We start from the raw sequence: 20,284 nt of genomic DNA, 5'->3' as shown, positions 1-20,284 counted from the left end.
GCGCGCTCAGGCGAGCGCGGCGGCGGCCATGGCGCGGGTGCGTTCGGCGCGGCGGGCGCGGCACGCATCGCCGAACGCGCGGAAGATCGCGCTCGACAGCGGGTCCTGCGCGTGTCGCCATTCCGGATGCCACTGCACGGCCAGCGCGAACGCCGGTGCGTCGACGACGCTCACGGCCTCGATCAGGCCATCCGGCGCGACGGCCTCGACGGCGAGGCCGGAGCCGAGCTGCGCGATGCCCTGCTTGTGCAGCGAGTTCACGTGCACTTCGTCGCGGCCGCCGGCGAGCGCATGCAGCTTGCCGCCGGGCGTCAGGCGCACGACGTGCGCGGGGCCGTATTGCGTGTCCATCGGCGCGTCGTCGTCCTCGCGGTGATCGGCGAAGCCCGGCACGTCGTGCACGCGCTGGTGCAGCGTGCCGCCGCAGACGACGTTCAGCTCCTGGAAGCCGCGGCACACGGCAAGCACGGGCACGCCCGCGACGATGGCCGCGCGCAGCAGCGGCAGCGTCGTCGCGTCGCGTGCGGGGTCGTGCTTCGTGCCGGGCTCGCTCGGCTCGCCGCCGTACCGATGCGGTTCGACGTTCGAGTAGCTGCCGGTAAACAGCAGGCCATCGACCGTGTCGAGGATGTCGCCGACCGACTGGCGTTCGCCAAGGGCCGGCAGCACCATCGCGAGCGCCTGCGCGCCGTCGACGATCGCGGCGACGTATTTGTCGCCGACCGTATGCGACGCGTGCGCGCCGATCTGGGTGAGGTCGGCGGTGATGCCGACGAGAGGTTTCCTTTCCATGACGTCAATCAGTAATCCGTAGGGACGTGACGCGCGTCGGCCCGAATGCGGCAAAACGCGGGCGCGACACGACCCCGCGGCCTGGCGCTAGGCGCAGGGCCGCTGGTGAATGGGCGCAACGGGATGGCGTGGCGATCCGCGCTGCGCGCGACGGTCAGGCCGCCGTTCGTTTCATGGCGATACGCGACGCGGCAACGCATGCGCGAACGCGTTCCGTCACCGCACGGACGATGCGGTTGGCGAATCGACAGATAAAACGAACGACGTGAAGAAAGGAGAGGCGCTACGGCAGCAGCGACGCCACTTCGTCGGTATCGACGGCGACGAATGCGCGTGCGGAAACGGCGTTGTGGCGCCGAACGGAACGACGGGACAGGATGGTGTAGATCGACAGGTGAAGCAGGCGAGGACTATGCCAGCCGCAACTGCCATCGGAAGCGGGAACGGCGCTGCGCAAACTTCGCACATCGCCTCGATCCCACCTCACCAGAGGGCCACGGACTCTCACGATTACACTCGACTGGTTTGTTGAAAGTATTGAACACCCGATCGTTTCGACGCGCTGGGCGTTTAAAATAATCAAGGTGCCGGCCGTGCGTCATTTACATTGACGAGCATCAATTGTTGCGTTGCGATAACGCTTTTCGATGCCTGTGAAAGCCTGATGACGCTGACCTGAGAGCCAGCATATACGAGCCAATAACGGCGTCAAATGTTTTTTTACGGTCCTGCATCAGGGCTTTCCCGAGCAGTGCGAACAAAAGATTCGCAAAAGGAATAGCCGATGCGCCGTCCATTATTTCGAACGCCTTTCAGGGTTTTCCCCGCTGATGTGCGGCATAAAGTGATTAGAATATTCAACGGCAGTCCACCGCGTCGTTTCACTTTGTCATCGCACTTATCGTGTCCGAAACCGAATCGATGTCCACTGAAGTCGCCGAGCGCCTGCGTTTCGTGCGCAACAAGCATGGCCTGTCGCAGCGCGAACTCGCGAAACGCGCCGGCGTCACCAACGGCACGATCTCGCTGATCGAACAGGGCCGCGTGAGCCCGTCGGTCGGCTCGCTGAAGAAACTGCTCGAATGCATCCCGATGAGTCTCGCGGAATTCTTCACGTTCGAGCTCGTCGAATCGCGCGCGGTCGTGTCGCGTCGCGACGAGATGCCGAACCTCGGCAACGAGTCGCTCGCGTTTCACCTGGTCGGCGCGAACGTGAAGGACCGCAACATGTGCATCCTGCGCGAGATCTACCAGCCGCTGGCCGATACGGGGCCCGAGATGCTGGTGCACGCGGGGCACGAGGGCGGCGTCGTCGTGTCGGGCCGGCTCGAGCTGACCGTCGATAGCGCGACGTGGCTGCTCGACCCCGGAGACGGCTACTACTTCGAAAGCCGTTTGCCGCATCGTTTTCGCAATCCCAGCGCGGAACTGATCTGCGAGGTCGTGTCGGCCAATTCGCCGGCAACCTTCTGACCGCGCGTCACCGCATTCGCTGCGGGCTGTCTGCGCGCCACGCACGCGGCGTGCCGCATCGCGAATGTCAAAACACTGAGGCATCCTGATGAAAAAGTTGACTTTGGCTGACTGGCAACACAAGGCGGCGTCGCTCGAGATCGAAGGGCGCGCATTCATCGATGGCGCGTCGCGCGACGCGCATGACGGCAAGACGTTCGACTGCGTGAGCCCGATCGATGGCCGCGTGCTGGCGAAGGTCGCCGACTGCGGCGAAGCGGACGTGAACGCGGCCGTCGCGGCGGCACGGCGCGCGTTCGACGCGGGCGTATGGGCCGGCCTGAACCCGCGCGCGCGCAAGGCCGTGCTGCTGCGCTGGGCCGCGCTGATGCGCGCGCATCTCGACGAACTGTCGCTGCTCGAGACGCTCGACGCGGGCAAGCCGATCGGCGACACGACGACGGTCGACGTGCCGGGCGCCGCGTACTGCGTCGAATGGTTCGCCGAGGCGATCGACAAGGTCGGCGGCGAGGTCGCGCCGGCCGATCACCATCTCGTCGGTCTCGTCACGCGCGAGCCGGTCGGCGTGGTGGCCGCCGTCGTGCCGTGGAACTTCCCGATCCTGATGGCCGCATGGAAATTCGGCCCCGCGCTCGCGGCCGGCAACAGCGTCGTGCTGAAGCCGTCGGAGAAATCGCCGCTGACCGCGATCCGCGTCGCGCAGCTCGCGTTCGAGGCCGGCATTCCGGCCGGCGTGTTCAACGTCGTGCCGGGCGCGGGCGAACCGGGCAAGCTGCTCGCGCTGCATCGCGACGTCGACTGCATCGCGTTCACGGGCTCGACGGCGGTCGGCAAGCTGATCATGCAGTATGCGGCGCAGTCGAACCTGAAGCGCGCGTGGCTCGAACTCGGCGGCAAGTCGCCGAACATCGTGCTGCCCGATTGCCCCGATCTCGACCGCGCGGCGCAAACGGCGGCCGGCGCGATCTTCTACAACATGGGCGAGATGTGCACGGCCGGCTCGCGGCTGCTCGTGCATCGCGACATCAAGGATGCGTTCATCGAGAAGCTCGTCGCGGCCGCGCGCGCGTACGTGCCCGGCAACCCGCTCGATCCGTCGGTGTCGATGGGCGCGATCGTCGACGGCATCCAGCTCGAGCGCGTGCTCGGCTATATCGAGGCCGGGCGCAGCGAAGGCCGGCTCGTCACCGGCGGTGCGCGCGTGAAGGAGGAGACGGGCGGCTTCTACGTGGAGCCGACGGTGTTCGAGGTGAAGCCCGATGCGAAGATCGCGCGCGAGGAAATCTTCGGGCCGGTGCTGTCGGTGATCGTGTTCGACGACGTCGACGAGGCCGTGCGGATCGCGAACGACACCGAATACGGGCTGGCCGCGGCCGTGTGGACGTCGAACCTGACGACCGCGCACGACGTGTCGCGCCGGCTGCGTGCGGGCACCGTGTGGGTGAACTGCTATGACGAAGGCGGCGACATGAACTTCCCGTTCGGCGGCTACAAGCAGTCGGGCAACGGCCGCGACAAGTCGCTGCATGCGCTCGAGAAGTACACCGAACTGAAGTCGACGCTGATCCGGCTGCGCTGACGGGATGCCGGCCGCGGGCGCGTCGCCGTCCGGCGCTGCGCCCGCGGCCTTCGGCGCGCGTTACGCGGTGCGCAGCGCGGGATGGAAGCCGGCGGCTTCGATGATCGACTGCACGCGCGCGGCGCCTTGCGCCGAGTCGACCTTGACGGTCTTCGCCGCGACGTCGATGTCGAGCTTCGCGGCGGGGTCGGCGGCCGTTACCGCGCGCGTGATCGCGTTGGCGCAGCCGCCGCAGGTCATGTCCTGGACTTCGAATTCCATCGTGTTCTCCGGGGTGGATGGTTGACGAGTACATTCAGCATGAAGCTTGCCATGGTGGGAAGGTCAAGTGCGGCGATGCGCATCGCATCAGCCATTTGTAATGCTGAAGTATGACGAATAGCCATTCGCGTGCGCGCGTCAGTCCGAATATTTCCCGATTGACGGCCGCCCATTGTCGGCGAAATTCGGCGGAGCCTTGCGCGGCAACGGGTACACGGGATCGACGACGCATGATTCCCATGACCCGAGTAAGGGTACTCCGAGGTGAAAATGCGAATCGATCTTAGTATCGATTCTCTTCAATATTTCCGCTCATTACGAACATGACCCGTTTCGCTATCGGTTTCGCACTGGCCCTGCTGGGCGCCTCGGCCACGTCCGCCTTCGCTGCCGACGACGTCGTCAACCTGACGTTGAAGGACCACAAGTTTTCGCCCGACGGCGTGACGATCCCTGCCGGCAAGAAAGTGAAATTCGTCGTGAAGAACCTCGACGCGACGCCTGCGGAATTCGAGAGCGACGACTTCAAGGCGGAGAAGGTCGTGCCGGCCGGCAAGTCGGTCGAGATCCTGGTCGGGCCGCTGAAGGCCGGCACCTACGAGTTCCACGACGAGTATCACGAAGCGCAGTCGAAGACGCACCTGACCGTCAAGTAAGCCGATACCGACATGCTGTCTACTGCCCTGATCGTCTTTCGTGAAGTGCTCGAGGCCGCGCTGGTGGTCTCGATCGTGATGGCCGCCACGAAGGGCGTGCCGCGGCGCGGCTGGTGGGTCGCCGGCGGGCTGGTCGGCGGCGTGGTCGGCGCCGGCCTGATCGCGGCGTTCGCCGACGTGATCTCGCAATGGGCGTCCGGCATGGGGCAGGAAGTCTTCAACGCGGGCGTGATGTTCGTCGCGACGCTGATGCTCGCGTGGCACTGCATCTGGATGAGCCGGCACGGCCGCGAAATGGCGCTGCACATGGGCGAGGTCGGCCGCGCGGTCGCGGCCGGCAGCCGGCCGTTGACCGGGCTCGCGATCGTGGTCGGCGTCGCGGTATTGCGCGAGGGCTCCGAGGCCGTGCTGTTCCTGTACGGGATCGCGGCGGGCGAGCCCGGGCAGACGCCGCAGATGATCGCCGGCGGGCTGCTCGGCGTGCTCGGCGGCGCCGGGCTCGGCTACGCGATGTATGCGGGCCTGCTGCAGATTCCGCTGAAGCGCCTGTTCTCCGTCACGAACGCGCTGATCGTGCTGCTTGCCGCGGGCATGGCGAGCCAGTGCGTCGGCTTCCTGCTGGCCGCCGGCCTCGTGCCGTCGTGGGGCGATGCGGTCTGGGATACGTCGTGGCTGCTCAAGGAATCGAGCATCGTCGGCAAGGCGCTGCATACGCTGATCGGCTATACCGCGCGTCCGGCGGGCATCCAGATCGCCGCGTACGTCGCGACGCTGGTGGCGATCGTCGTGCTGGCGCGGCTCGTCGGCCGGCCGCAGCAGACGGTGAGGCCGCCGCATGCCGCGGCGTGAGTGTTTGCGGACTTCCGGGTTCGAATGAAAGAAGGGGCGTCATGGACGCCCCTTCTTTCATTTGCGGTGCGCGCCGCACCTGCGCGGCTCCGGCGACGGCCGCCGTGGATGCGCGCGGTTGCGTCCGGTCAGCTGTGGTTGTCGATCCACGCGCGCGCCCATTCGAGCCCTGCGTCGCGCGCATCGTCTTCGGTGTCGAACACGCCGAGCACGCCCGACGCCTCGACGAGCCGGTTGTTCTGCGTGATCGTGCCGCTCGCCGCGAAGCGCTCGGGCTGCATGATCTCGTCCTGCTGGAGGATCGCGTGGCCCCAGATCTGGTAGCCGTGGTAGGTCTGCGCTTCCATTATCGAGTCACCTCCGCGGAGCGGCCTTGCGTGCCGACCTGCAGCACGTTGCCGTCCGGCGTGTATTGACGCGGGATGTCGGAGAAGGTGAGCGCGCGCGTCGCGTCCGGCGCGGCCGGCTGCATCACCGTGAGACGCCCGGGCGCGGGGTGCGCGACGGGGCGCGGGGCGGCCGGGGTGTCGGTCGCGGCCGGGCGGTTCGAGCCGGCTTTCACGGCCTGCGCGACGCGGCGCTTGGGCGCTTTCGCAGCGGCTTTCGGCGTGGCGCTCGCGTGCTTCTCCGCGCGCTTGCCGGTGCGCGCGCCGGCGTCTGGGCGGGCGGCCGGCGTACGGGCGGCCGGCGTACGGGCGTCCGGCGTACGGGCGTCCGGCGTACGCGCCGCCGGGTGCCGCGCCTCGGGCGGGTTCCAGACCTCGACATAGTGCTCGGCGGCCCAGCCCGTCGACGCGAACATCAGCGCCAGCAATCCGCATCCAAACAGTCTTACCATTGTCTCTCCGTCATATTCGTTGCGGCGCGCGTCCAGCCGGGGCCGTGCAGGGGCATTCGGAGAAGCCGGCTCAGGAGAACACCTCGAGCCCGTGTTTCTCGACGATCTGGAGCATGCGCGCGGCGATGCCGCTGGGCCGCTTGTCACCCTGTTCCCATTGGCGGATCGTCGATGTCGTCGTGTTCAGGTAGAGCGCGAACACGCTCTGGCTGACGTTGACCGACTTGCGGATGCGGGCGATCGCTTCCGGATCGAACTGCGGCGCAGCTTCGATGCAGAGATCGTCGTATTCCCGCATCGTCTTCTTGTCGATCAGGTTGGCGCGATACAGCCCCGACGCGGCGCTGTGGACCGCCTCCGTCGCGTCGCTCTTGAATCGACCCTTAGCCATTGCAAATCTCCACAAGCTCTTTCAGTGCGACCAGCGTCGCGATGTCGCTGTCGGTGTGTCGACCTACGTCCGCGGCGAGCTTTCTGAACGCGCGCAGTTCGCATGCGTCGATGTTGTCGCGGTCGCATTTCGCGAACAGGAACACGAACACCCACGTGTGCCCGACCTTGCCCAGCACGATTCCGCGCTGCCGATTGCCGTCCAGACGCTTCTTCCACACGTTGCCGCCGAGATCGACGCCCTGGCCGCGGGCCAGTTCCCGCACCGCGCGGCAGAGCTCGCCATCGGCGATTCCCGCTTTCCCGGCTGCCTTGTGAAACCACTTCGTCTTGAAGACGCGTCGTACGGAAGCAGACATGTCGAGCCGGTCGAGTTAGCACAGGATTATATACCACTACGTGGTACATATTTCGACCTGGCCAAACGGCCTGCTTCGCGCCCGCACGCGGTCGGGACGGCCCGGCGAGGGGCCATCCCGTCGCCGGGTATTACTCCACCGTCACCGATTTCGCGAGGTTGCGCGGCTTGTCGACGTCGGTGCCGCGCGCGCACGCGGTGTGATACGCGAGCAGTTGCAGCGGCACGACGTGCAGGATCGGCGACAGTTGCCCGTAGTGCTCCGGCATCCGGATCACGTGCAGGCCGTCGTCGTTGACGATCTGCGTGTCCGCATCCGCGAACACGTACAGCTCGCCGCCGCGCGCGCGCACTTCCTGCATGTTCGACTTCAGCTTCTCGAGCAGCGTGTCGTTCGGCGCGACCGTGACGACCGGCATCGCTTCCGTGACGAGCGCGAGCGGCCCGTGCTTCAGTTCGCCGGCCGGATAGGCCTCGGCGTGGATGTACGAGATTTCCTTCAGCTTCAGCGCGCCTTCGAGCGCGATCGGATAGTGCAGCCCGCGGCCGAGGAACAGCGCGTTTTCCTTGCGCGCGAATTCCTCCGACCACGCGATGATCTGCGGCTCGAGCGCGAGCACGCTGTTCAGCGCGGCCGGCAGATGGCGCAGCTCCTTCACGAATTGCGCTTCCTGCGCGGCGTCGACGTGCCCGCGCAGCTTGCCGAGCGTCGCGGCCAGCACGAACAGCGCGACGAGCTGCGTCGTGAACGCCTTCGTCGACGCGACGCCGATCTCGGTGCCCGCGTGCGTCAGGAACTGCATCTCGGTCAGGCGCACCATCGCGCTCGTCGCGACGTTGCACACCGCGAGCGTATGCGTGTGGCCGAGCGACTGCGCATGCTTGAGTGCCGCGAGCGTGTCGGCCGTCTCGCCCGATTGCGAGATCACCAGCACGAGCTGGCGCGGGTTCGGCACCGACTCGCGGTAGCGGTATTCGCTGGCGATCTCGACCTGGGTCGGGATCTTCGCGATCGATTCGAGCCAGTATTTCGCTGTGAGGCCCGAGTAGTAGCTCGTGCCGCACGCGAGGATCAGCAGGCTGTCGATCTCCGCGAACGCGGCGGGCGCGGCGTCGCCGAACAGCGTCGCGTCGAACGCGTCGGTTTGCGGCACGGTGTCGCCGATCGCGCGCGGCTGCTCGAAGATTTCCTTCTGCATGAAGTGGCGATAGGGCCCGAGCTCGACCGCGCCGCCGTATGCGCTGACGACACGGGTTTCACGCTGCACGGTGGCGCCGTGGCGATCGACGATCGTCACGCCGTCGAGCGACAGCTCGCACACGTCGCCTTCCTCGAGGAACGTGAAGCGGTCGGTGCTGCCGGCCAGCGCGAGCGCGTCGGACGCGAGGAAGTTCTCGCCGTCGCCGTGACCGACGACGAGCGGCGAACCCTGGCGCGCGCCGACGACGGTATGCGGCTGGTCCTTGTGCGTCACCGCGATCGCATACGCGCCGTGCAGTTGCTGCACGGCTTCGCGCACCGCGTCGAACAGGTTGCCGCGATACAGGCTGTGCACGAGGTGCGCGATTACTTCGGTGTCGGTCTGCGATACGAATTCGTAGCCCTTCGCGCGCAGCGTTTCGCGCAGCGTCTCGAAGTTCTCGATGATGCCGTTGTGCACGAGCGCGAGCGCGTTCGACGAGAAGATCGGGTGCGCATTGTGCGTGACGGGCGCGCCGTGCGTGGCCCAGCGCGTGTGCGCGACGCCGGTCGTGCCTTCGAGATGCGTGTCGCGCACCTGCGCATCGAGATCGGCGACGCGCGCGACGCTGCGCGCGCGCTTCGGCGCGCCCGGTTCGAGCACGGCGACGCCGCAGGAGTCGTAGCCACGGTATTCGAGGCGCCGCAATCCTTCGATCAGCACCGGAACGATATTACGCTGCGCAACTGCGCCGACAATGCCGCACATGAATGGTCAATCCTGTCAGTCGAAGCGGGCGCCTCGCGGGCGCCCGCAAATGGTTCAGCTCTTTTTCTTGACCGGGCGGACGTAGCCGCTCTTCGCGGTCTGCGTCTTCTCGTTCAACGCGAGGACGCCTTCGGCGACGTCCTTCCAGATCGTCGTGCCGGCCGCGATCGTCACGCCGCGGCCGACGCGCACGGGCGCGACCAGCTGCGTGTCGGAGCCGACGAACACGTCGTCCTCGATCACGGTGCGGAACTTGTTCGCGCCGTCGTAGTTGCAGGTGATCGTGCCGGCGCCGATGTTCACGCGCGCACCGATGTCGGCGTCGCCGATGTACGTGAGGTGGTTCGCCTTCGAGCCGTGGCCGATCACCGCGTTCTTCACCTCGACGAAGTTGCCGACGTGCGCTTCGTCCGCGAGCTGCGCGCCCGGGCGCAGCCGCGCGTACGGGCCGATCACGGTGTGCGCGCCCAGCACGGCGCCGTCGATGTGCGTGAACGCGTCGATGCGCGTACCCGCGCCGATCGATGCGTTGCGGATCACGCAGTTCGCGCCGATCGTCACGTCGTCGGCGAGCGTCACGCTGCCTTCGAACACGCAGTTCACGTCGATCGACACGTCGCGGCCGCAGCGCAGCGTGCCGCGCACGTCGACGCGCGCCGGATCGGCGAGCGTGACGCCGTCGACGAGCAGCGCATCGGCGACGTTGCGCTGATGGATGCGTTCGAGTTCCGCGAGCTGCGCCTTGCTGTTCACGCCGAGCGTTTCCCACTCGTCGTCGGGCTGCGACGTGACGACCTCGAAGCCGGCCTCGATCGCGAGTTCGACGACGTCGGTCAGGTAGTACTCGCCTTGCGCGTTTTCGTTCTTCAGCGCGCCGAGCCACATCGACAGCTGGGCCGTCGGCGTGACGATGATGCCGGTGTTGATCTCGGCGATCCGCAGCTCGTCCGGCGACGCATCCTTCTGCTCGACGATGCGCGTGACGAAGCCGGCCGCGTCGCGCACGATGCGGCCGTAACCGGTCGGGTCGTCGAGCGTGACGGTCAGGATCCCGTAGCGGCCGTCGTGCGCGGCGTCGACGAGACGCCGCAGCGTCGACGCGCGCGTGAGCGGCACGTCGCCGTACAGCACGAGCGTCGGTTGCGCGGGATCGAGGAGCGGCAGCGCCTGGCGCACCGCGTGGCCGGTGCCGAGCTGCTCGGCCTGCACCGCGAACTGGACGTCGGGCGCGGCGACGGCCGCCTGGACCTGCTCGGCGCCGTGGCCGACGACGACGACGAGCCGGGACGGCTGCAGCGTGCGCGCGGTGTCGATGACGTGGGAGAGGAGCGGCCTGCCGGCCAGGGGGTGAAGCACTTTCGGCAGCGCGGAACGCATGCGCTTGCCGGTGCCTGCCGCCAAAATCACGATATTCATGGCGCGCGCTTGGGTCAGGGAGTTCGAAGCCGTCCATTTTAGCATGCGGCCCTTGTCGCTCCGGGCCTGTCGCGGCGCGGCGACACCGCCGAAACGACGCCGTTGGCGCCGGTTTCGGCGGGTGTTCGGTCCCTGCTTACAGGTCGTCGAACTGGACGATCGAGATCGGTCGGGCCGCGATCGGTTTGCCGGCGCCCGGCGCCGCCGCGTCGTCGCCCGATGCGCACGGCTCCTCGTCGAACGCGATGTCGCCTTGCGGGTCGGCTTCGCCCGTCGCGCGCAGCGACTGGAACGGGTACAGCGTCGTGTCCATCAGATGCGACGGCACGACCTTTGCGAGCGCGTTGAACATGTTGTCGACGCGGCCCGGGAAGCGCTTGTCCCAGTCGCGGATCAGCGCCTTCATTTCCGCGCGCTTCAGGTTCGGCTGGCTGCCGCACAGATTGCACGGGATGATCGGGAATTCGCGCAGCTCCGCGTATTTCTCGAGATCGGTTTCCTTCACGTACGCGAGCGGGCGGATCACGATGTTCTTGCCGTCGTCCGACTGCAGCTTCGGCGGCATTCCCTTCAGCTTGCCGCCGTAGAACATGTTCAGCAGCAGCGTCTGCACGATGTCGTCGCGGTGATGGCCGAGCGCGATCTTGGTCGCGCCGAGCTCGCCGGCCACGCGGTACAGGATCCCGCGGCGCAGCCGCGAGCACAGCGAGCAGGTTGTCTTGCCTTCCGGCACGAGCCGCTTGACGATGCTGTAGGTGTCCTGGTTCTCGATGTGGAACGGCACGCCGACCTGCTTCAGGTATTCGGGCAGCACGTGCTCGGGGAAGCCCGGCTGCTTCTGGTCGAGGTTCACCGCGACGATGTCGAAGTCGATCGGCGCGCGCTCGCGCAGGCGCAGCAGCACGTCGAGCATCGCGTAGCTGTCCTTGCCGCCCGACAGGCACACCATCACCTTGTCGCCCTGCTCGATCATGTTGTAGTCGCCGATCGCCTGGCCGACCTGGCGCACGATCCGCTTGAACAGCTTGTTGTTCTCGTACGCTTCCTTCTGCTCGCGGCGCGTCAGCGCGGGGCGGCCGGTGTCGGCGGTCGTGGCGTCGGCCGCCGTGTCGTTCATGTGGGGGGCGTTCATGCGCGCTCCTCGTCCTTGATGCGAAAGACTTCGACGCCGACGGCGTCGCAGTCCGGATAGGCGTCCGGTTTCTCGGTACGGACGCGTACCGCGCGCACGGCGTCGTGCGCCAGCAGGTGCGCGGCGATCGAATCGCACAGCGTTTCCTGCAGGTGAATGTGGCCGCGCGCGAGGCTCTGCGCGACGCTCTGCTTCATCAGGTCGTAGTCGACGACTTCATGCAGCCGGTCGTCGACGGGCGTCGACTGCGCAAGCGGCACGAACAGGTCGACGTTGATGACGACGCGCTGCTCGCCGCGCTTCTCGTGTTCGAAGGCCCCGATGTTGATGTGCACCTCGTAGTCGCGCAGGTAGAGCCTGCGGCAATCCGCGAGGCGGGGGTGCAGGAGAGCGGAAAACATGGTCGTCCCAGTCAAATTGGCGTGCGCGCACGCAAAGCGGCGCGGACGGCGGCGGTCAGGCCGCGCCCGCGCGGTTCATTCATTCGGGCCGGCGGCCGGCGGCACCAGGTGCTCGCCGCCGTCGACGGTCAGCGTCGCGCCCGTCACGCCGGGCGCGCTCGCGAGATAGCAGGCGGCCGCCGCGATGTCGTCCGCGTGCGGCGCGTGGCCGCGCACGAGCGCCGCGACCCGCACCTTCGGCGCGAGCGCCAGCGCGAGCGCCGACGTCGCGCGGTTCAACGCGGCCTGCATCAGCGCGTGCGACAGCTGCGCCGGCGCCGGATGAAACAGGGCCTGATCCAGTACGTGGATCGCGCACGCGCGCAGCGTTTCGTCGTTGCGCGCGGCGTCGGGCGTCGCGTCGGCGAGCGCGCGGGCCAGCGCGAGCGGCGCCGTCACGTTGCGCGCGAGCGCGGCAGCCAGCGACGCAGCGTCCACCGTGTGCGCGTCGTCGGCGCCGGCGCTGGCGCTGACGAACACCGCACATGCGGGCCGGTCGAGCGCTTCGCCGCACGCGGCGACGAGGCCCGCGGCATCGGCTTCCACGGCCAGATCGGCGTCGAGCACGACCCCGCGGCGGCCGAGCGCCGCGACTTCGGCGACGAGCGCGTCGGCGGCCGCGCGCGGCGCGCGTTGGCTGCGCTGCAGCGCGACGTCCCAGCCGCGGCGGGCGAAACCCGTCGCGAGCGCGCGGCCGATCGACGCGGCGTCCGCCGCGCTGCCCACGGCGCCCGTGACGAGCACCACGCGTGGGGTCGACGTATCGGCTGAAACGGTCATTTACAATGCCGGGATGAACCCGAAAGCTCACGAACCCGCTAGTTTACCTGCTCCCGGCCCTGACGCGCTCGCGCAGTCCGAAACCCTCGCCGCGCAACTGCGCGACGAGATCGCGGCGGCCGGCGGCTGGCTGCCGTTCGACCGCTTCATGGAACGCGCGCTGTATGCGCCGGGCCTCGGTTATTACAGCGGCGGCGCGCGCAAGTTCGGGCGCCGCGCCGACGATGGCAGCGACTTCGTCACCGCGCCCGAGCTGTCGCCGCTGTTCGCGCAGACGCTCGCGAACCCCATCGCCGAAGCGCTCGCGGTGAGCGGCACGCGCCGCGTGATGGAATTCGGCGCCGGCACCGGCAAGCTCGCGGCCGGGCTGCTCGCGGCGCTCGATGCGTCGGGCGTCGAACTCGACGAATACCTGATCGTCGACCTGTCCGGCGAGCTGCGCGAACGGCAGCGCGACACGATCGAAGCCGCGGTGCCGGCGCTGACCGCGAAGGTGCGCTGGCTCGACGCGCTGCCCGAGCGGTTCGACGGGGTCGTGGTCGGCAACGAGGTGCTCGATGCGATGCCGGTGCGCCTCTTCGCGAAGGTGGACGGCGCGTGGCGCGAGCGCGGCGTCGCGCTCGACGCGCGGCACGCGTTCGTGTTCGCCGACCGGCCGGTCGGCGCCGCCGGCCTGCCGGCGGTGCTCGCGACGCTCGACGTCGGCGACGGCTACGTGACCGAAACGCACGAGGCCGCGCTCGCGTTCACGCGCACCGTCTGCACGATGCTTGCGCGCGGTGCGGTGCTGCTGGTCGACTACGGTTTTCCCGCGCACGAGTACTACCACCCGCAGCGCGACCGCGGCACGCTGATGTGCCACTACCGTCACCACGCGCACGACGACCCGTTCGTGTACCCGGGCCTGCAGGACATTACCGCGCACGTCGAATTCACCGGCATCTACGACGCGGGCGTCGCGACCGGCGCCGATCTGCTCGGCTACACGTCGCAGGCGCGCTTCCTGTTGAACGCAGGCGTCACCGACGCGCTGGCCGCGATCGATCCGTCCGACGTCCGTGCGTTCCTGCCGGCCGCGAACGCGGTGCAGAAGCTGATCTCGGAAGCCGAGATGGGCGAGTTGTTCAAGGTGATCGCGTTTTCGCGCGGGATCGACGGCACGCTCGACGCGTTCGCGCGCGGCGACCGCTCGCACGCGCTTTGATTGGAACCCGACATGCTCCGCTGGCTATTGACGACGTTCGTCGCGGTGATGATCCTGACGCGCTGCTGGCCGTGGCTCGGCAAGCTCGGGATCGGGCGGATGCCGGGCGACGTCACGCTGACGCTCGGCGGGCGGCGCTACCCGTTCCCGTTCATGTCGACGCTGGTGCTGACGATGCTGGTATCGATGGTGGCGCGGCTGCTCTGAGCCGCGCCGAAAAAGGGGCGCGTCACAGCTCGATCTCGCCGAGGATCCGGTGCGCGAGCGCCTTCGCCTCGTCGAACGCTTCTTCCTCGCTGGGGCTCGTCGAGTGGACGTCGTAGCGCATGTTCTCGGTGTCGTCCCCGTCGTCGCGCGCGAGGATCACGTAACCCTGGAACTGCCCGTTGCCCGCATGCTGGGTATGCGCCTTGGCCGTGTAGATGCCTTTCGTGAACGTGTTCGTGTCCATCGTGCTCTCCCGCAAAAAGGACGCTTCATCGTAGCACTGCGGCGCAGCATGGTGAACGCGGTTTATTGGTGACCGATCAGCGACCGGTCACCTGCCTGCGCGTCCCTTCAACGCCTGTTCAACCTTCGAGCAGCGCGACGACCTCGTCGAGCGTCGGCGCGTGCGCGCCGGTGTGCCGGCACGCGGCGGCGCCGGCCGCGAGCGCGAACGCGAGATGCTCGCGCCAGCCGCGCTGCGGCGCGGCCATCAGGCTGAACAGCAGGCCGCCGATCGACGCGTCGCCCGCGCCGACGGTATCGGCCACCTCGACGCGCGGCGGGCTGGCCTCGTGCACGTCGCCGTCCGCGTAGAGCGTCGCCGCCTGCGCGCCGCGCGTGACGAGCACGGCCGCCCGCGGGTTCAGCGCGCGCACCGCCGCGATCGCGTCGGGGCCGTCGCCGCCGAAGAGGTGCCGCAGGTCTTCGTCGGACACCTTGATCAGGTCGGCGAGCGCGGCCATCTTCTCCAGCGTCGGCCGGAACGCGGCCGTCATCAGGTTCCGGTAGTTCGGATCGAAGCTGATCTTCACGCCGCGTGCGTGCAGGTCGGCTGCGAGTGCGGCCAGCGTGCCCGCGAGCGGTTCGCGCACGAGGCTGATGCAGCCGAAATGCGCCCATTGCACGTGCTCGGTCCAGCCGGCCGGCAGCCGCGCCGGATCGAACGCGAGATCGGCGCTCGCTTCGCCGATGAAGAAGTATGCGGGCGGCCGCGTCTCGTGGACGATCGCGAGCAGCGGCGGCCGCGCGACGCGCTGCAGGAAGCGCAGGTCGAGCCCGGCCGCTTCGCTCGTGCGCCACAGCACGTCGGAGAAGCAGTCTTCGCCGATCGACCCGGCGAGCGCGCTCGGTATGCCGAGCCGCGCGACCGCGCGCGCGACGTTCCAGCCGGCGCCGCCCGGCACCGACGTCCACTGCGCGTCGCCCGCGCGCACCATGTCGGTCAGGATGTCGCCCGCCGACACGAAAGCCGGAAACGTGGCGCCGTTCATTGCGTCGGCTCGCTGCGTTGCCGGCGCGCGAGGGTCGCGAGCACGTCGTAGCAGGCGCCCATCGTGTGATAGTCGGTCTTGCCGGCCGGACTCTTCTCGTCGCTGTACTTGCGGTTGTCGCAGGTGAGGATCCGGTACCACGCGCCGTAGCGGTGATCGACGAAATGCGCCCAGCTGTAGCGCCAGATCTCGTCGTACCAGTCCCAGAAGCGCTCGCTGCCGGTGCGCGCGCCGAGCATCGCGGCCGCCGCGAAGGTTTCCGCCTGCACCCAGAAATACTTGTTGTGGTCGCAGATCGTGAAGTCGGGGCCGAAGCCGTAGCAGAGGCCGCCGTGATCGGTGTCCCACGCGTGCGTGAGCGCCGCGTCGAACAGCTCGGCCGCGCGCGGCGCGAGCCAGTCGAGCGGACGGTGCCGCTCGAGGATCAGCAGCAGCTTCGCCCATTCGGTCTGGTGCCCGGGCTGGAAGCCCCACGGACGGAAGATGTTCGAGCTGTCTTCCTTGTTGTAGTCCCAGTCGATCGACCAGTCCGCATGGTAGTGCTCCCACACGAGCCCGCCCGACAGCGCGGCCTGGCGCTGCGTGATGTGGGATGCGACCTTTTCCGCGCGATCGAGGTACGTCAGGTGGCCGGTCGCCTCGTACGCGGCGAGCAGCGCTTCCGTCATATGCATGTTCGCGTTCTGGCCGCGATACGTCGACACGTTCCAGTTCGGCGTCGCGTCGTCAGCGTACAGGCCCGCGGCCGCATCCCAGAAGCGGTGCTCGGCGAGCTCGTAGGTCGACGCGATCAGCGCCCGCGCTTCGTCGATGCCGGCCATCGTCGCGTGCGCGGCCGCGAGCAGCACGAACGCGAGCCCGTAGCAGTGGCGCGTGCCGTCGAGCGTCGCGTGCTTCGCGCCGTCGCGCCAGTCGAGTTCCCAGTCGTAGCCCTGCAGCGCGTCGTCCCAGTGCGCGTCGCGCAGGAAACGCAGCCCGTGGCGCGCGTAGTCGAGATGCCGCGGATCGCCGAAATGGCGGTACGCCATCGCGTAGTTGAAGACGAACCGGCAGGTGCTGACGAGGTGGCGCGACGTGCGGTTGTAGACGCTGCCGTCGTCGCGGAAGTAATGGTAGAAGCCGCCCGTCGGGTCGAATGCGTTCGTCGCGTAGAAGCGCAGCGTGTCTTCGATGTGCGACAGCAGGAACGACGGGTCGCGAAAGCTCGCGACGAACGGTGCCGCTTGCGCGTGGCTGGCCGGCGCGGCGGCGCGGGAGTGGACCGGGGGCATGTTCATGATTCTTGGACCGTGGCGGTATCGAATGCCGGGGAGCCGGCGGGCTGGCTGCTGGCCCGCACGATCAGCTCGACGGGCAGGGAGATCTCGGTGCGCTCGGGCGATTCCGCGAGCAGCAGTTCGACGCCGCGGCGGCCGAGCGCTTCCTTGTCGACCGCGAGCGTCGTGAGCGGCGGGTTCGCGTGCGCGGCGGCCGGGATGTCGTCGAAGCCGACGATCGCGATGTCGTCCGGAATCCGCAGGCCGCGCGCGATGCACACGCGCTGCGCGGCCAGCGCGGCCGCGTCGTTGTACGCGAACACGGCGTCGGGGCGCGGGCCGGGCGCGTCGAGCAGTTGCTCCATCGCACGCGAGGCACCCGTGTCGGGGTCGAGCCCCGCGTCGATCGTCACTTCGTACGCGGGATCGAACAGCCGCCCGGCTTCGAAGAACGCGCGCCGGTAGCCGATCGCACGCTGCGCGATGCTGTAGTGCGCGGCCGAGCCGCCGATGAAGGCGATCCGCGAGCGGCCGGTGGCGAGCAGGTGGCGCATCGCGAGCGCCGCGCCCGTCGCGTTGTCGATGTTGACCGAGCGTAAGCCGGGCGCCCACAGGTCGATCAGCACGAGCGGCCGGCCGGTGGCGGCGAGCGCCTCGATCGTCTCGGGCTCGATGAAGCCGGCGACCGCGATCGCGTCGGGCGCATGCGGGCGCATCTGGCGCAGCACGTCGTCGTTCGGGCCGACCGTGAGCAACGTCGGCACGATGCCGCGCTCGCGGCACGCGTCCTCGACGCCGTGCAGCACATGCGAGAAGAACGGGCTCGCGGGAAAGCGGTTGTGCTGGCGGTGCAGCAGGAAGGTGAGCCGGCGGATGCGCGGCCGCAGCTGGGCGGGATCGTAGCCGAGCTGTCGCGCGATCTCGACGATGCGCGCGCGCGTGGCTTCGGACAGGCCGGGCTGGTTTTTCAGCGCGCGGGAGACGGTGCCGATCGAGACCTCAGCCGCCCGCGCCACGTCGCGAATGGTCGTACCCATCGTTCGGGGTCCGGTTTGTTTAGGGTGGAAGCGATTGTATAGTAAAAAATCTCGCGGAATTCGGGCCGGATAACCGGGGAATACCCGCAAATAACGGGTTTTTAGGCGCTAATCTGCGAAAACATCGTTACTAAAAATACTAAACAAAACGAGAAAAAGGCAAGGTGGGTGTGCGGGCGTGGGTCGGCGCCGACGGCGCGCCGAAAAGGGGTAGCCGGGGGCAGCCGGGGGCCGCCGGGGGCCCCCGGACTACGGGCCGAGGCGAGCGTCACGGCGCGCCGCGCCGTGGCAGCAGCCTGCGACCAACGGCGCGGTTGCGCAACAGCTGAACCTTGCGCCGGCCGGGCATCGGCGCCGCCGCACGTTGCGCGAGCGTTTCCCGTGCGCCCGCGACGCCTGCCCGCCGTTCAGCCCGCCCCGATCGCCACGGCCGGCGGTTCGCCGCGATCGCGCAGCGCGGCGCGGCCGGCATCGAGATCGACGACCGCGAGCCCGTCCGGCTGCTGCTTCGCCCGCCGCTTCGCGAGCGCCGCGACCGACGCGATCTCGTCGCTGCCGTAGCGCTTTGCGCCGTGCGCGCCGGCCGGCACGCCGACCGCGCCGATCGCCATCGTCACGAACCCGAAGAACGCCGGATTGCCGTGGCGGTCCTCGCCGCGCAGCCCGCCCGCCTGGCGGTCGGCCTGCGTATAGAAGAGCTGCGCGCCGTCGTTGAAGCGCGCGATCGCGTCGGCGGCGCGCTCGCGCCAGTCGTCGCGCTGGAACAGCACGAGGAAATCGTCGCCGCCGACGTGGCCCAGAAAGTCGCGCTGCGGATCGCACACGCCGGCCAGCACCGTCGCGGCGAACTTCAGCACTTCGTCGCCCTGCCAGTAGCCGTACTGGTCGTTGAACGGCTTGAACTGGTTCAGGTCGACGTAGCACGCGTGAAAGCCGGCGTCGCGCTGGAGCAGGCGGTCGATGTGCGCGCTGATCGGGATGTTGCCGGGCAGGAACGTCAGCGGATTCGCGTAGCGCGCGGCCTCGATGCGCATCTCGGTCACCGTGCGCACGAGGCTCTCGCCGGTGCCGAGGCCGACATAGCGGCCGTGTTCGGTGATCACGAAGCCGTCCGCGAGATAGCGCTGGTCGTGACGCGCGAGCAGCGTCGCGAGCTGCTCGAACGTGGTTGCGTTGTCGATCATCAGCGGCGCATCGTTCGCGAACTGCAGGCACGGCTTTTTCCCGAACACCTCGCGGTGATACGGCAGCGCGAAACGGTCGATGAAGCCGCGGCGATTGACGAGCGCGACGGGCCGCCCGCGCTCGACGAGCGCGACCGCGTGCAGGTCGGGCATCCGGTTGAACAGGTCGAGCACGTCGTTGCTGGTCGCGTCGCGCGGCAGCGCCGGCGCGGGCACGAGCATCTTCCCGGCGATCGTGCCGGCCGGCCGCACCGCGCGCGTCACGCCGGGAAACACCGCGATGTGCGGCGCGCGGATCGCGTCGCGCGCGGCCGGCGCGACCACCCGCGACGGCTGCGCGTGCGGCCGGCCGAGCAGGAAGCCCTGCACGCAGCAGATGCCCATGTCGCGCACGACGATCAGGTCGCATTCGTTCTCGATGCCTTCCGCGATCAGCTTCGCGCCGCTCGCCTGCGCGAAGTGCTGCATCGCCTTCACGGCCTCGAACTTGAGCGGGTCGCGCGCGATGTCGTGGATGAAGAAGCGGTCGATCTTCACGACGTCCGGGTGCAGGCGCAGCCACAGGTTCATGCTCGCGTTCGCGGTGCCGTAGTCGTCGAGCGCGAACTGGATGCCGGCGTCGCGCAGCGTCGCGACCGCCGGCCCGATGTCCGCGAGATCGGGAATCGCGTTCTGCTCGGTGAGCTCGATCACGATGCGTTCGGCGCCGATCCGCGCGCGGCCGAGGAACTGGCGTGCGCGCTCGCGTTCGCTGGCGAGCGTGAGGATCGTGCCCGCGCTGAAATTGAGGAACAGCTTGCCGTCGCAGCCGAGCGCCGCGAACGCGTCGAGGCAGGTGAGCGCGGCGGCCCGTTCGAGCGCGATGGTTTCGCCTTCGCGCGCGGCCTGCGCGAACAGCGCGGCGGGCGGCTCGAGGTCGGTGCCGCGCGGGCCGCGGATCAGCCCTTCGTAACCGACGACCGTTCCCGATCCGAGGTCGACGATCGGCTGGAACACGGCGGCGAGCGCGCGCTCCGCGATCAGGCGCGTGGTGCGGGGGGCGGCGGAATCGGAGGAGGGCGCGGGCATGGGCGAGGGCAGCCGAATCGACGGGACGATCGGCTTAACGGCACCGCTCGCGGAGAATTGAATGAAGATTTCGTGACACGACGGGCGTTGCCGGTGCATCGAGCCGGACGCGCATCGGGGTGGGGGGCTGGAACGGGAAGCGGA

Annotated in this window: 23 protein-coding genes; 6 read left to right on the top strand and 17 right to left on the bottom strand. The window is 68.5% G+C overall.

What is annotated here, in order from left to right:
* Window positions 1–6: 6 nt before the first annotated feature.
* Window positions 7–792, bottom strand: coding sequence for a gamma-glutamyl-gamma-aminobutyrate hydrolase family protein (locus KR541_RS15575; RefSeq protein WP_050014291.1), 786 nt, complete (start codon window positions 790–792; stop codon window positions 7–9).
* Between the two features lie 283 nt (window positions 793–1,075).
* Window positions 1,076–1,258, bottom strand: coding sequence for a hypothetical protein (locus KR541_RS36695; protein WP_006488040.1), 183 nt, complete (start codon window positions 1,256–1,258; stop codon window positions 1,076–1,078).
* A 455-nt stretch (window positions 1,259–1,713) separates the two neighbouring features.
* On the opposite strand from KR541_RS36695, the gene KR541_RS15570 reads away from it, so the two are divergent.
* Together KR541_RS15570 and KR541_RS15565 are read left to right on the top strand one after the other, a co-directional pair.
* Window positions 1,714–2,265: a cupin domain-containing protein gene (locus KR541_RS15570; protein WP_011546390.1), complete on the top strand. Its 552-nt coding sequence runs from the start codon at window positions 1,714–1,716 to the stop codon at window positions 2,263–2,265.
* A gap of 88 nt (window positions 2,266–2,353) precedes the next feature.
* Window positions 2,354–3,844, top strand: a complete 1,491-nt coding sequence (locus tag KR541_RS15565; RefSeq protein ID WP_050014292.1) for an aldehyde dehydrogenase — start codon at window positions 2,354–2,356, stop codon at window positions 3,842–3,844.
* 60 nt (window positions 3,845–3,904) lie between these two features.
* Here KR541_RS15565 and KR541_RS15560 read toward each other — a convergent pair whose 3' ends face one another.
* Window positions 3,905–4,105, bottom strand: a complete 201-nt coding sequence (locus KR541_RS15560; RefSeq protein WP_050014293.1) for a heavy-metal-associated domain-containing protein — start codon at window positions 4,103–4,105, stop codon at window positions 3,905–3,907.
* Window positions 4,106–4,428: 323 nt separating this feature from the next.
* On the opposite strand from KR541_RS15560, the gene KR541_RS15555 reads away from it, so the two are divergent.
* Window positions 4,429–4,761: a cupredoxin domain-containing protein gene (locus KR541_RS15555; protein WP_006488047.1), complete on the top strand. Its 333-nt coding sequence runs from the start codon at window positions 4,429–4,431 to the stop codon at window positions 4,759–4,761.
* Window positions 4,762–4,773: 12 nt separating this feature from the next.
* Window positions 4,774–5,610: an FTR1 family iron permease gene (locus tag KR541_RS15550; protein WP_050014294.1), complete on the top strand. Its 837-nt coding sequence runs from the start codon at window positions 4,774–4,776 to the stop codon at window positions 5,608–5,610.
* 128 nt (window positions 5,611–5,738) lie between these two features.
* Here the strand turns inward: KR541_RS15550 and KR541_RS15545 are convergent, their stop codons facing one another.
* From KR541_RS15545 to KR541_RS15505, 9 genes are all read right to left on the bottom strand, one after another.
* Entirely contained in the window at window positions 5,739–5,957 is a 219-nt protein-coding gene (locus KR541_RS15545) for a hypothetical protein (protein WP_006477594.1), read from the bottom strand.
* On the bottom strand, window positions 5,957–6,448 hold the full coding sequence (locus tag KR541_RS15540; protein WP_089488885.1) for a hypothetical protein: 492 nt from the start codon (window positions 6,446–6,448) through the stop codon (window positions 5,957–5,959). Before KR541_RS15540 ends, KR541_RS15545 begins: the two co-directional genes overlap by 1 nt.
* A gap of 70 nt (window positions 6,449–6,518) precedes the next feature.
* The gene (locus KR541_RS15535; protein WP_050014296.1) at window positions 6,519–6,839 is read right to left on the bottom strand and encodes a helix-turn-helix domain-containing protein; all 321 of its coding nucleotides are present in this window, start codon (window positions 6,837–6,839) and stop codon (window positions 6,519–6,521) included.
* Entirely contained in the window at window positions 6,832–7,197 is a 366-nt protein-coding gene (locus KR541_RS15530) for a type II toxin-antitoxin system RelE/ParE family toxin (protein ID WP_011546384.1), read from the bottom strand. The genes KR541_RS15535 and KR541_RS15530 overlap by 8 nt, the downstream gene beginning before the upstream one ends.
* Before the next feature lie 130 nt (window positions 7,198–7,327).
* Window positions 7,328–9,145, bottom strand: a complete 1,818-nt coding sequence (glmS, locus tag KR541_RS15525) for a glutamine--fructose-6-phosphate transaminase (isomerizing) (RefSeq protein ID WP_050014297.1) — start codon at window positions 9,143–9,145, stop codon at window positions 7,328–7,330.
* 54 nt (window positions 9,146–9,199) lie between these two features.
* Window positions 9,200–10,561, bottom strand: a complete 1,362-nt coding sequence (gene glmU / locus KR541_RS15520; RefSeq protein WP_050014298.1) for a bifunctional UDP-N-acetylglucosamine diphosphorylase/glucosamine-1-phosphate N-acetyltransferase GlmU — start codon at window positions 10,559–10,561, stop codon at window positions 9,200–9,202.
* Window positions 10,562–10,697: 136 nt separating this feature from the next.
* Window positions 10,698–11,693 (bottom strand): tRNA 2-thiocytidine(32) synthetase TtcA, encoded by a 996-nt coding sequence (ttcA, locus tag KR541_RS15515; protein WP_204383447.1) that lies wholly within the window; start codon window positions 11,691–11,693, stop codon window positions 10,698–10,700.
* Window positions 11,690–12,094: a dihydroneopterin aldolase gene (locus KR541_RS15510; RefSeq protein ID WP_124593486.1), complete on the bottom strand. Its 405-nt coding sequence runs from the start codon at window positions 12,092–12,094 to the stop codon at window positions 11,690–11,692. Before KR541_RS15510 ends, ttcA begins: the two co-directional genes overlap by 4 nt.
* A gap of 75 nt (window positions 12,095–12,169) precedes the next feature.
* A complete protein-coding gene (locus KR541_RS15505; protein ID WP_089488884.1) occupies window positions 12,170–12,913 on the bottom strand; it encodes an SDR family oxidoreductase in 744 nt (247 codons plus the stop codon).
* 13 nt (window positions 12,914–12,926) lie between these two features.
* Here KR541_RS15505 and KR541_RS15500 point away from each other — a divergent pair, with 13 nt between their 5' ends.
* Together KR541_RS15500 and KR541_RS15495 are read left to right on the top strand one after the other, a co-directional pair.
* Entirely contained in the window at window positions 12,927–14,117 is a 1,191-nt protein-coding gene (locus KR541_RS15500) for a class I SAM-dependent methyltransferase (protein WP_089488883.1), read from the top strand.
* A gap of 12 nt (window positions 14,118–14,129) precedes the next feature.
* A complete protein-coding gene (locus tag KR541_RS15495; protein WP_021163761.1) occupies window positions 14,130–14,324 on the top strand; it encodes a DUF2905 domain-containing protein in 195 nt (64 codons plus the stop codon).
* 22 nt (window positions 14,325–14,346) lie between these two features.
* On the opposite strand, the gene KR541_RS15490 is transcribed toward KR541_RS15495, so the two are convergent.
* From KR541_RS15490 to KR541_RS15470, 5 genes are all read right to left on the bottom strand, one after another.
* On the bottom strand, window positions 14,347–14,568 hold the full coding sequence (locus KR541_RS15490; RefSeq protein ID WP_027785622.1) for a hypothetical protein: 222 nt from the start codon (window positions 14,566–14,568) through the stop codon (window positions 14,347–14,349).
* A 118-nt stretch (window positions 14,569–14,686) separates the two neighbouring features.
* Window positions 14,687–15,595, bottom strand: coding sequence for a carbohydrate kinase family protein (locus KR541_RS15485; protein ID WP_050014302.1), 909 nt, complete (start codon window positions 15,593–15,595; stop codon window positions 14,687–14,689).
* Entirely contained in the window at window positions 15,592–16,872 is a 1,281-nt protein-coding gene (locus tag KR541_RS15480) for an AGE family epimerase/isomerase (protein ID WP_050014303.1), read from the bottom strand. The genes KR541_RS15485 and KR541_RS15480 overlap by 4 nt, the downstream gene beginning before the upstream one ends.
* Window positions 16,869–17,888 (bottom strand): LacI family DNA-binding transcriptional regulator, encoded by a 1,020-nt coding sequence (locus KR541_RS15475; RefSeq protein WP_050014304.1) that lies wholly within the window; start codon window positions 17,886–17,888, stop codon window positions 16,869–16,871. Before KR541_RS15475 ends, KR541_RS15480 begins: the two co-directional genes overlap by 4 nt.
* A gap of 407 nt (window positions 17,889–18,295) precedes the next feature.
* Window positions 18,296–20,140 (bottom strand): EAL domain-containing protein, encoded by a 1,845-nt coding sequence (locus tag KR541_RS15470; RefSeq protein ID WP_089488880.1) that lies wholly within the window; start codon window positions 20,138–20,140, stop codon window positions 18,296–18,298.
* Window positions 20,141–20,284: the final 144 nt, after the last annotated feature.

Source organism: Burkholderia sola (genome assembly GCF_905400185.1).
Lineage (GTDB): Bacteria > Pseudomonadota > Gammaproteobacteria > Burkholderiales > Burkholderiaceae > Burkholderia > Burkholderia sola.
The sequence above is the reverse complement of the archived record's forward strand: the minus strand, read 5'-3'. Positions and strand labels throughout refer to the sequence as shown.

Excerpts from the sequence above, each read along its gene's own strand:
- KR541_RS15545 (WP_006477594.1), bottom strand. The coding sequence starts at position 5,957 with ATGGAAGCGCAGACCTACCACGGCTACCAGATCTGGGGCCACGCGATC.
- KR541_RS15530 (WP_011546384.1), bottom strand. The coding sequence starts at position 7,197 with ATGTCTGCTTCCGTACGACGCGTCTTCAAGACGAAGTGGTTTCACAAG.
- KR541_RS15575 (WP_050014291.1), bottom strand. The coding sequence starts at position 792 with ATGGAAAGGAAACCTCTCGTCGGCATCACCGCCGACCTCACCCAGATC.
- glmS (WP_050014297.1), bottom strand. The coding sequence starts at position 9,145 with ATGTGCGGCATTGTCGGCGCAGTTGCGCAGCGTAATATCGTTCCGGTG.
- KR541_RS15490 (WP_027785622.1), bottom strand. The coding sequence starts at position 14,568 with ATGGACACGAACACGTTCACGAAAGGCATCTACACGGCCAAGGCGCAT.
- KR541_RS15485 (WP_050014302.1), bottom strand. The coding sequence starts at position 15,595 with ATGAACGGCGCCACGTTTCCGGCTTTCGTGTCGGCGGGCGACATCCTG.
- KR541_RS15475 (WP_050014304.1), bottom strand. The coding sequence starts at position 17,888 with ATGGGTACGACCATTCGCGACGTGGCGCGGGCGGCTGAGGTCTCGATC.
- KR541_RS15510 (WP_124593486.1), bottom strand. The coding sequence starts at position 12,094 with ATGTTTTCCGCTCTCCTGCACCCCCGCCTCGCGGATTGCCGCAGGCTC.
- ttcA (WP_204383447.1), bottom strand. The coding sequence starts at position 11,693 with ATGAACGCCCCCCACATGAACGACACGGCGGCCGACGCCACGACCGCC.
- KR541_RS15540 (WP_089488885.1), bottom strand. The coding sequence starts at position 6,448 with ATGGTAAGACTGTTTGGATGCGGATTGCTGGCGCTGATGTTCGCGTCG.
- KR541_RS15480 (WP_050014303.1), bottom strand. The coding sequence starts at position 16,872 with ATGAACATGCCCCCGGTCCACTCCCGCGCCGCCGCGCCGGCCAGCCAC.
- KR541_RS15560 (WP_050014293.1), bottom strand. The coding sequence starts at position 4,105 with ATGGAATTCGAAGTCCAGGACATGACCTGCGGCGGCTGCGCCAACGCG.
- KR541_RS15565 (WP_050014292.1), top strand. The coding sequence starts at position 2,354 with ATGAAAAAGTTGACTTTGGCTGACTGGCAACACAAGGCGGCGTCGCTC.
- KR541_RS15550 (WP_050014294.1), top strand. The coding sequence starts at position 4,774 with ATGCTGTCTACTGCCCTGATCGTCTTTCGTGAAGTGCTCGAGGCCGCG.
- glmU (WP_050014298.1), bottom strand. The coding sequence starts at position 10,561 with ATGAATATCGTGATTTTGGCGGCAGGCACCGGCAAGCGCATGCGTTCC.
- KR541_RS15535 (WP_050014296.1), bottom strand. The coding sequence starts at position 6,839 with ATGGCTAAGGGTCGATTCAAGAGCGACGCGACGGAGGCGGTCCACAGC.
- KR541_RS15555 (WP_006488047.1), top strand. The coding sequence starts at position 4,429 with ATGACCCGTTTCGCTATCGGTTTCGCACTGGCCCTGCTGGGCGCCTCG.
- KR541_RS15470 (WP_089488880.1), bottom strand. The coding sequence starts at position 20,140 with ATGCCCGCGCCCTCCTCCGATTCCGCCGCCCCCCGCACCACGCGCCTG.
- KR541_RS15570 (WP_011546390.1), top strand. The coding sequence starts at position 1,714 with ATGTCCACTGAAGTCGCCGAGCGCCTGCGTTTCGTGCGCAACAAGCAT.
- KR541_RS15505 (WP_089488884.1), bottom strand. The coding sequence starts at position 12,913 with ATGACCGTTTCAGCCGATACGTCGACCCCACGCGTGGTGCTCGTCACG.
- KR541_RS15500 (WP_089488883.1), top strand. The coding sequence starts at position 12,927 with ATGAACCCGAAAGCTCACGAACCCGCTAGTTTACCTGCTCCCGGCCCT.
- KR541_RS15495 (WP_021163761.1), top strand. The coding sequence starts at position 14,130 with ATGCTCCGCTGGCTATTGACGACGTTCGTCGCGGTGATGATCCTGACG.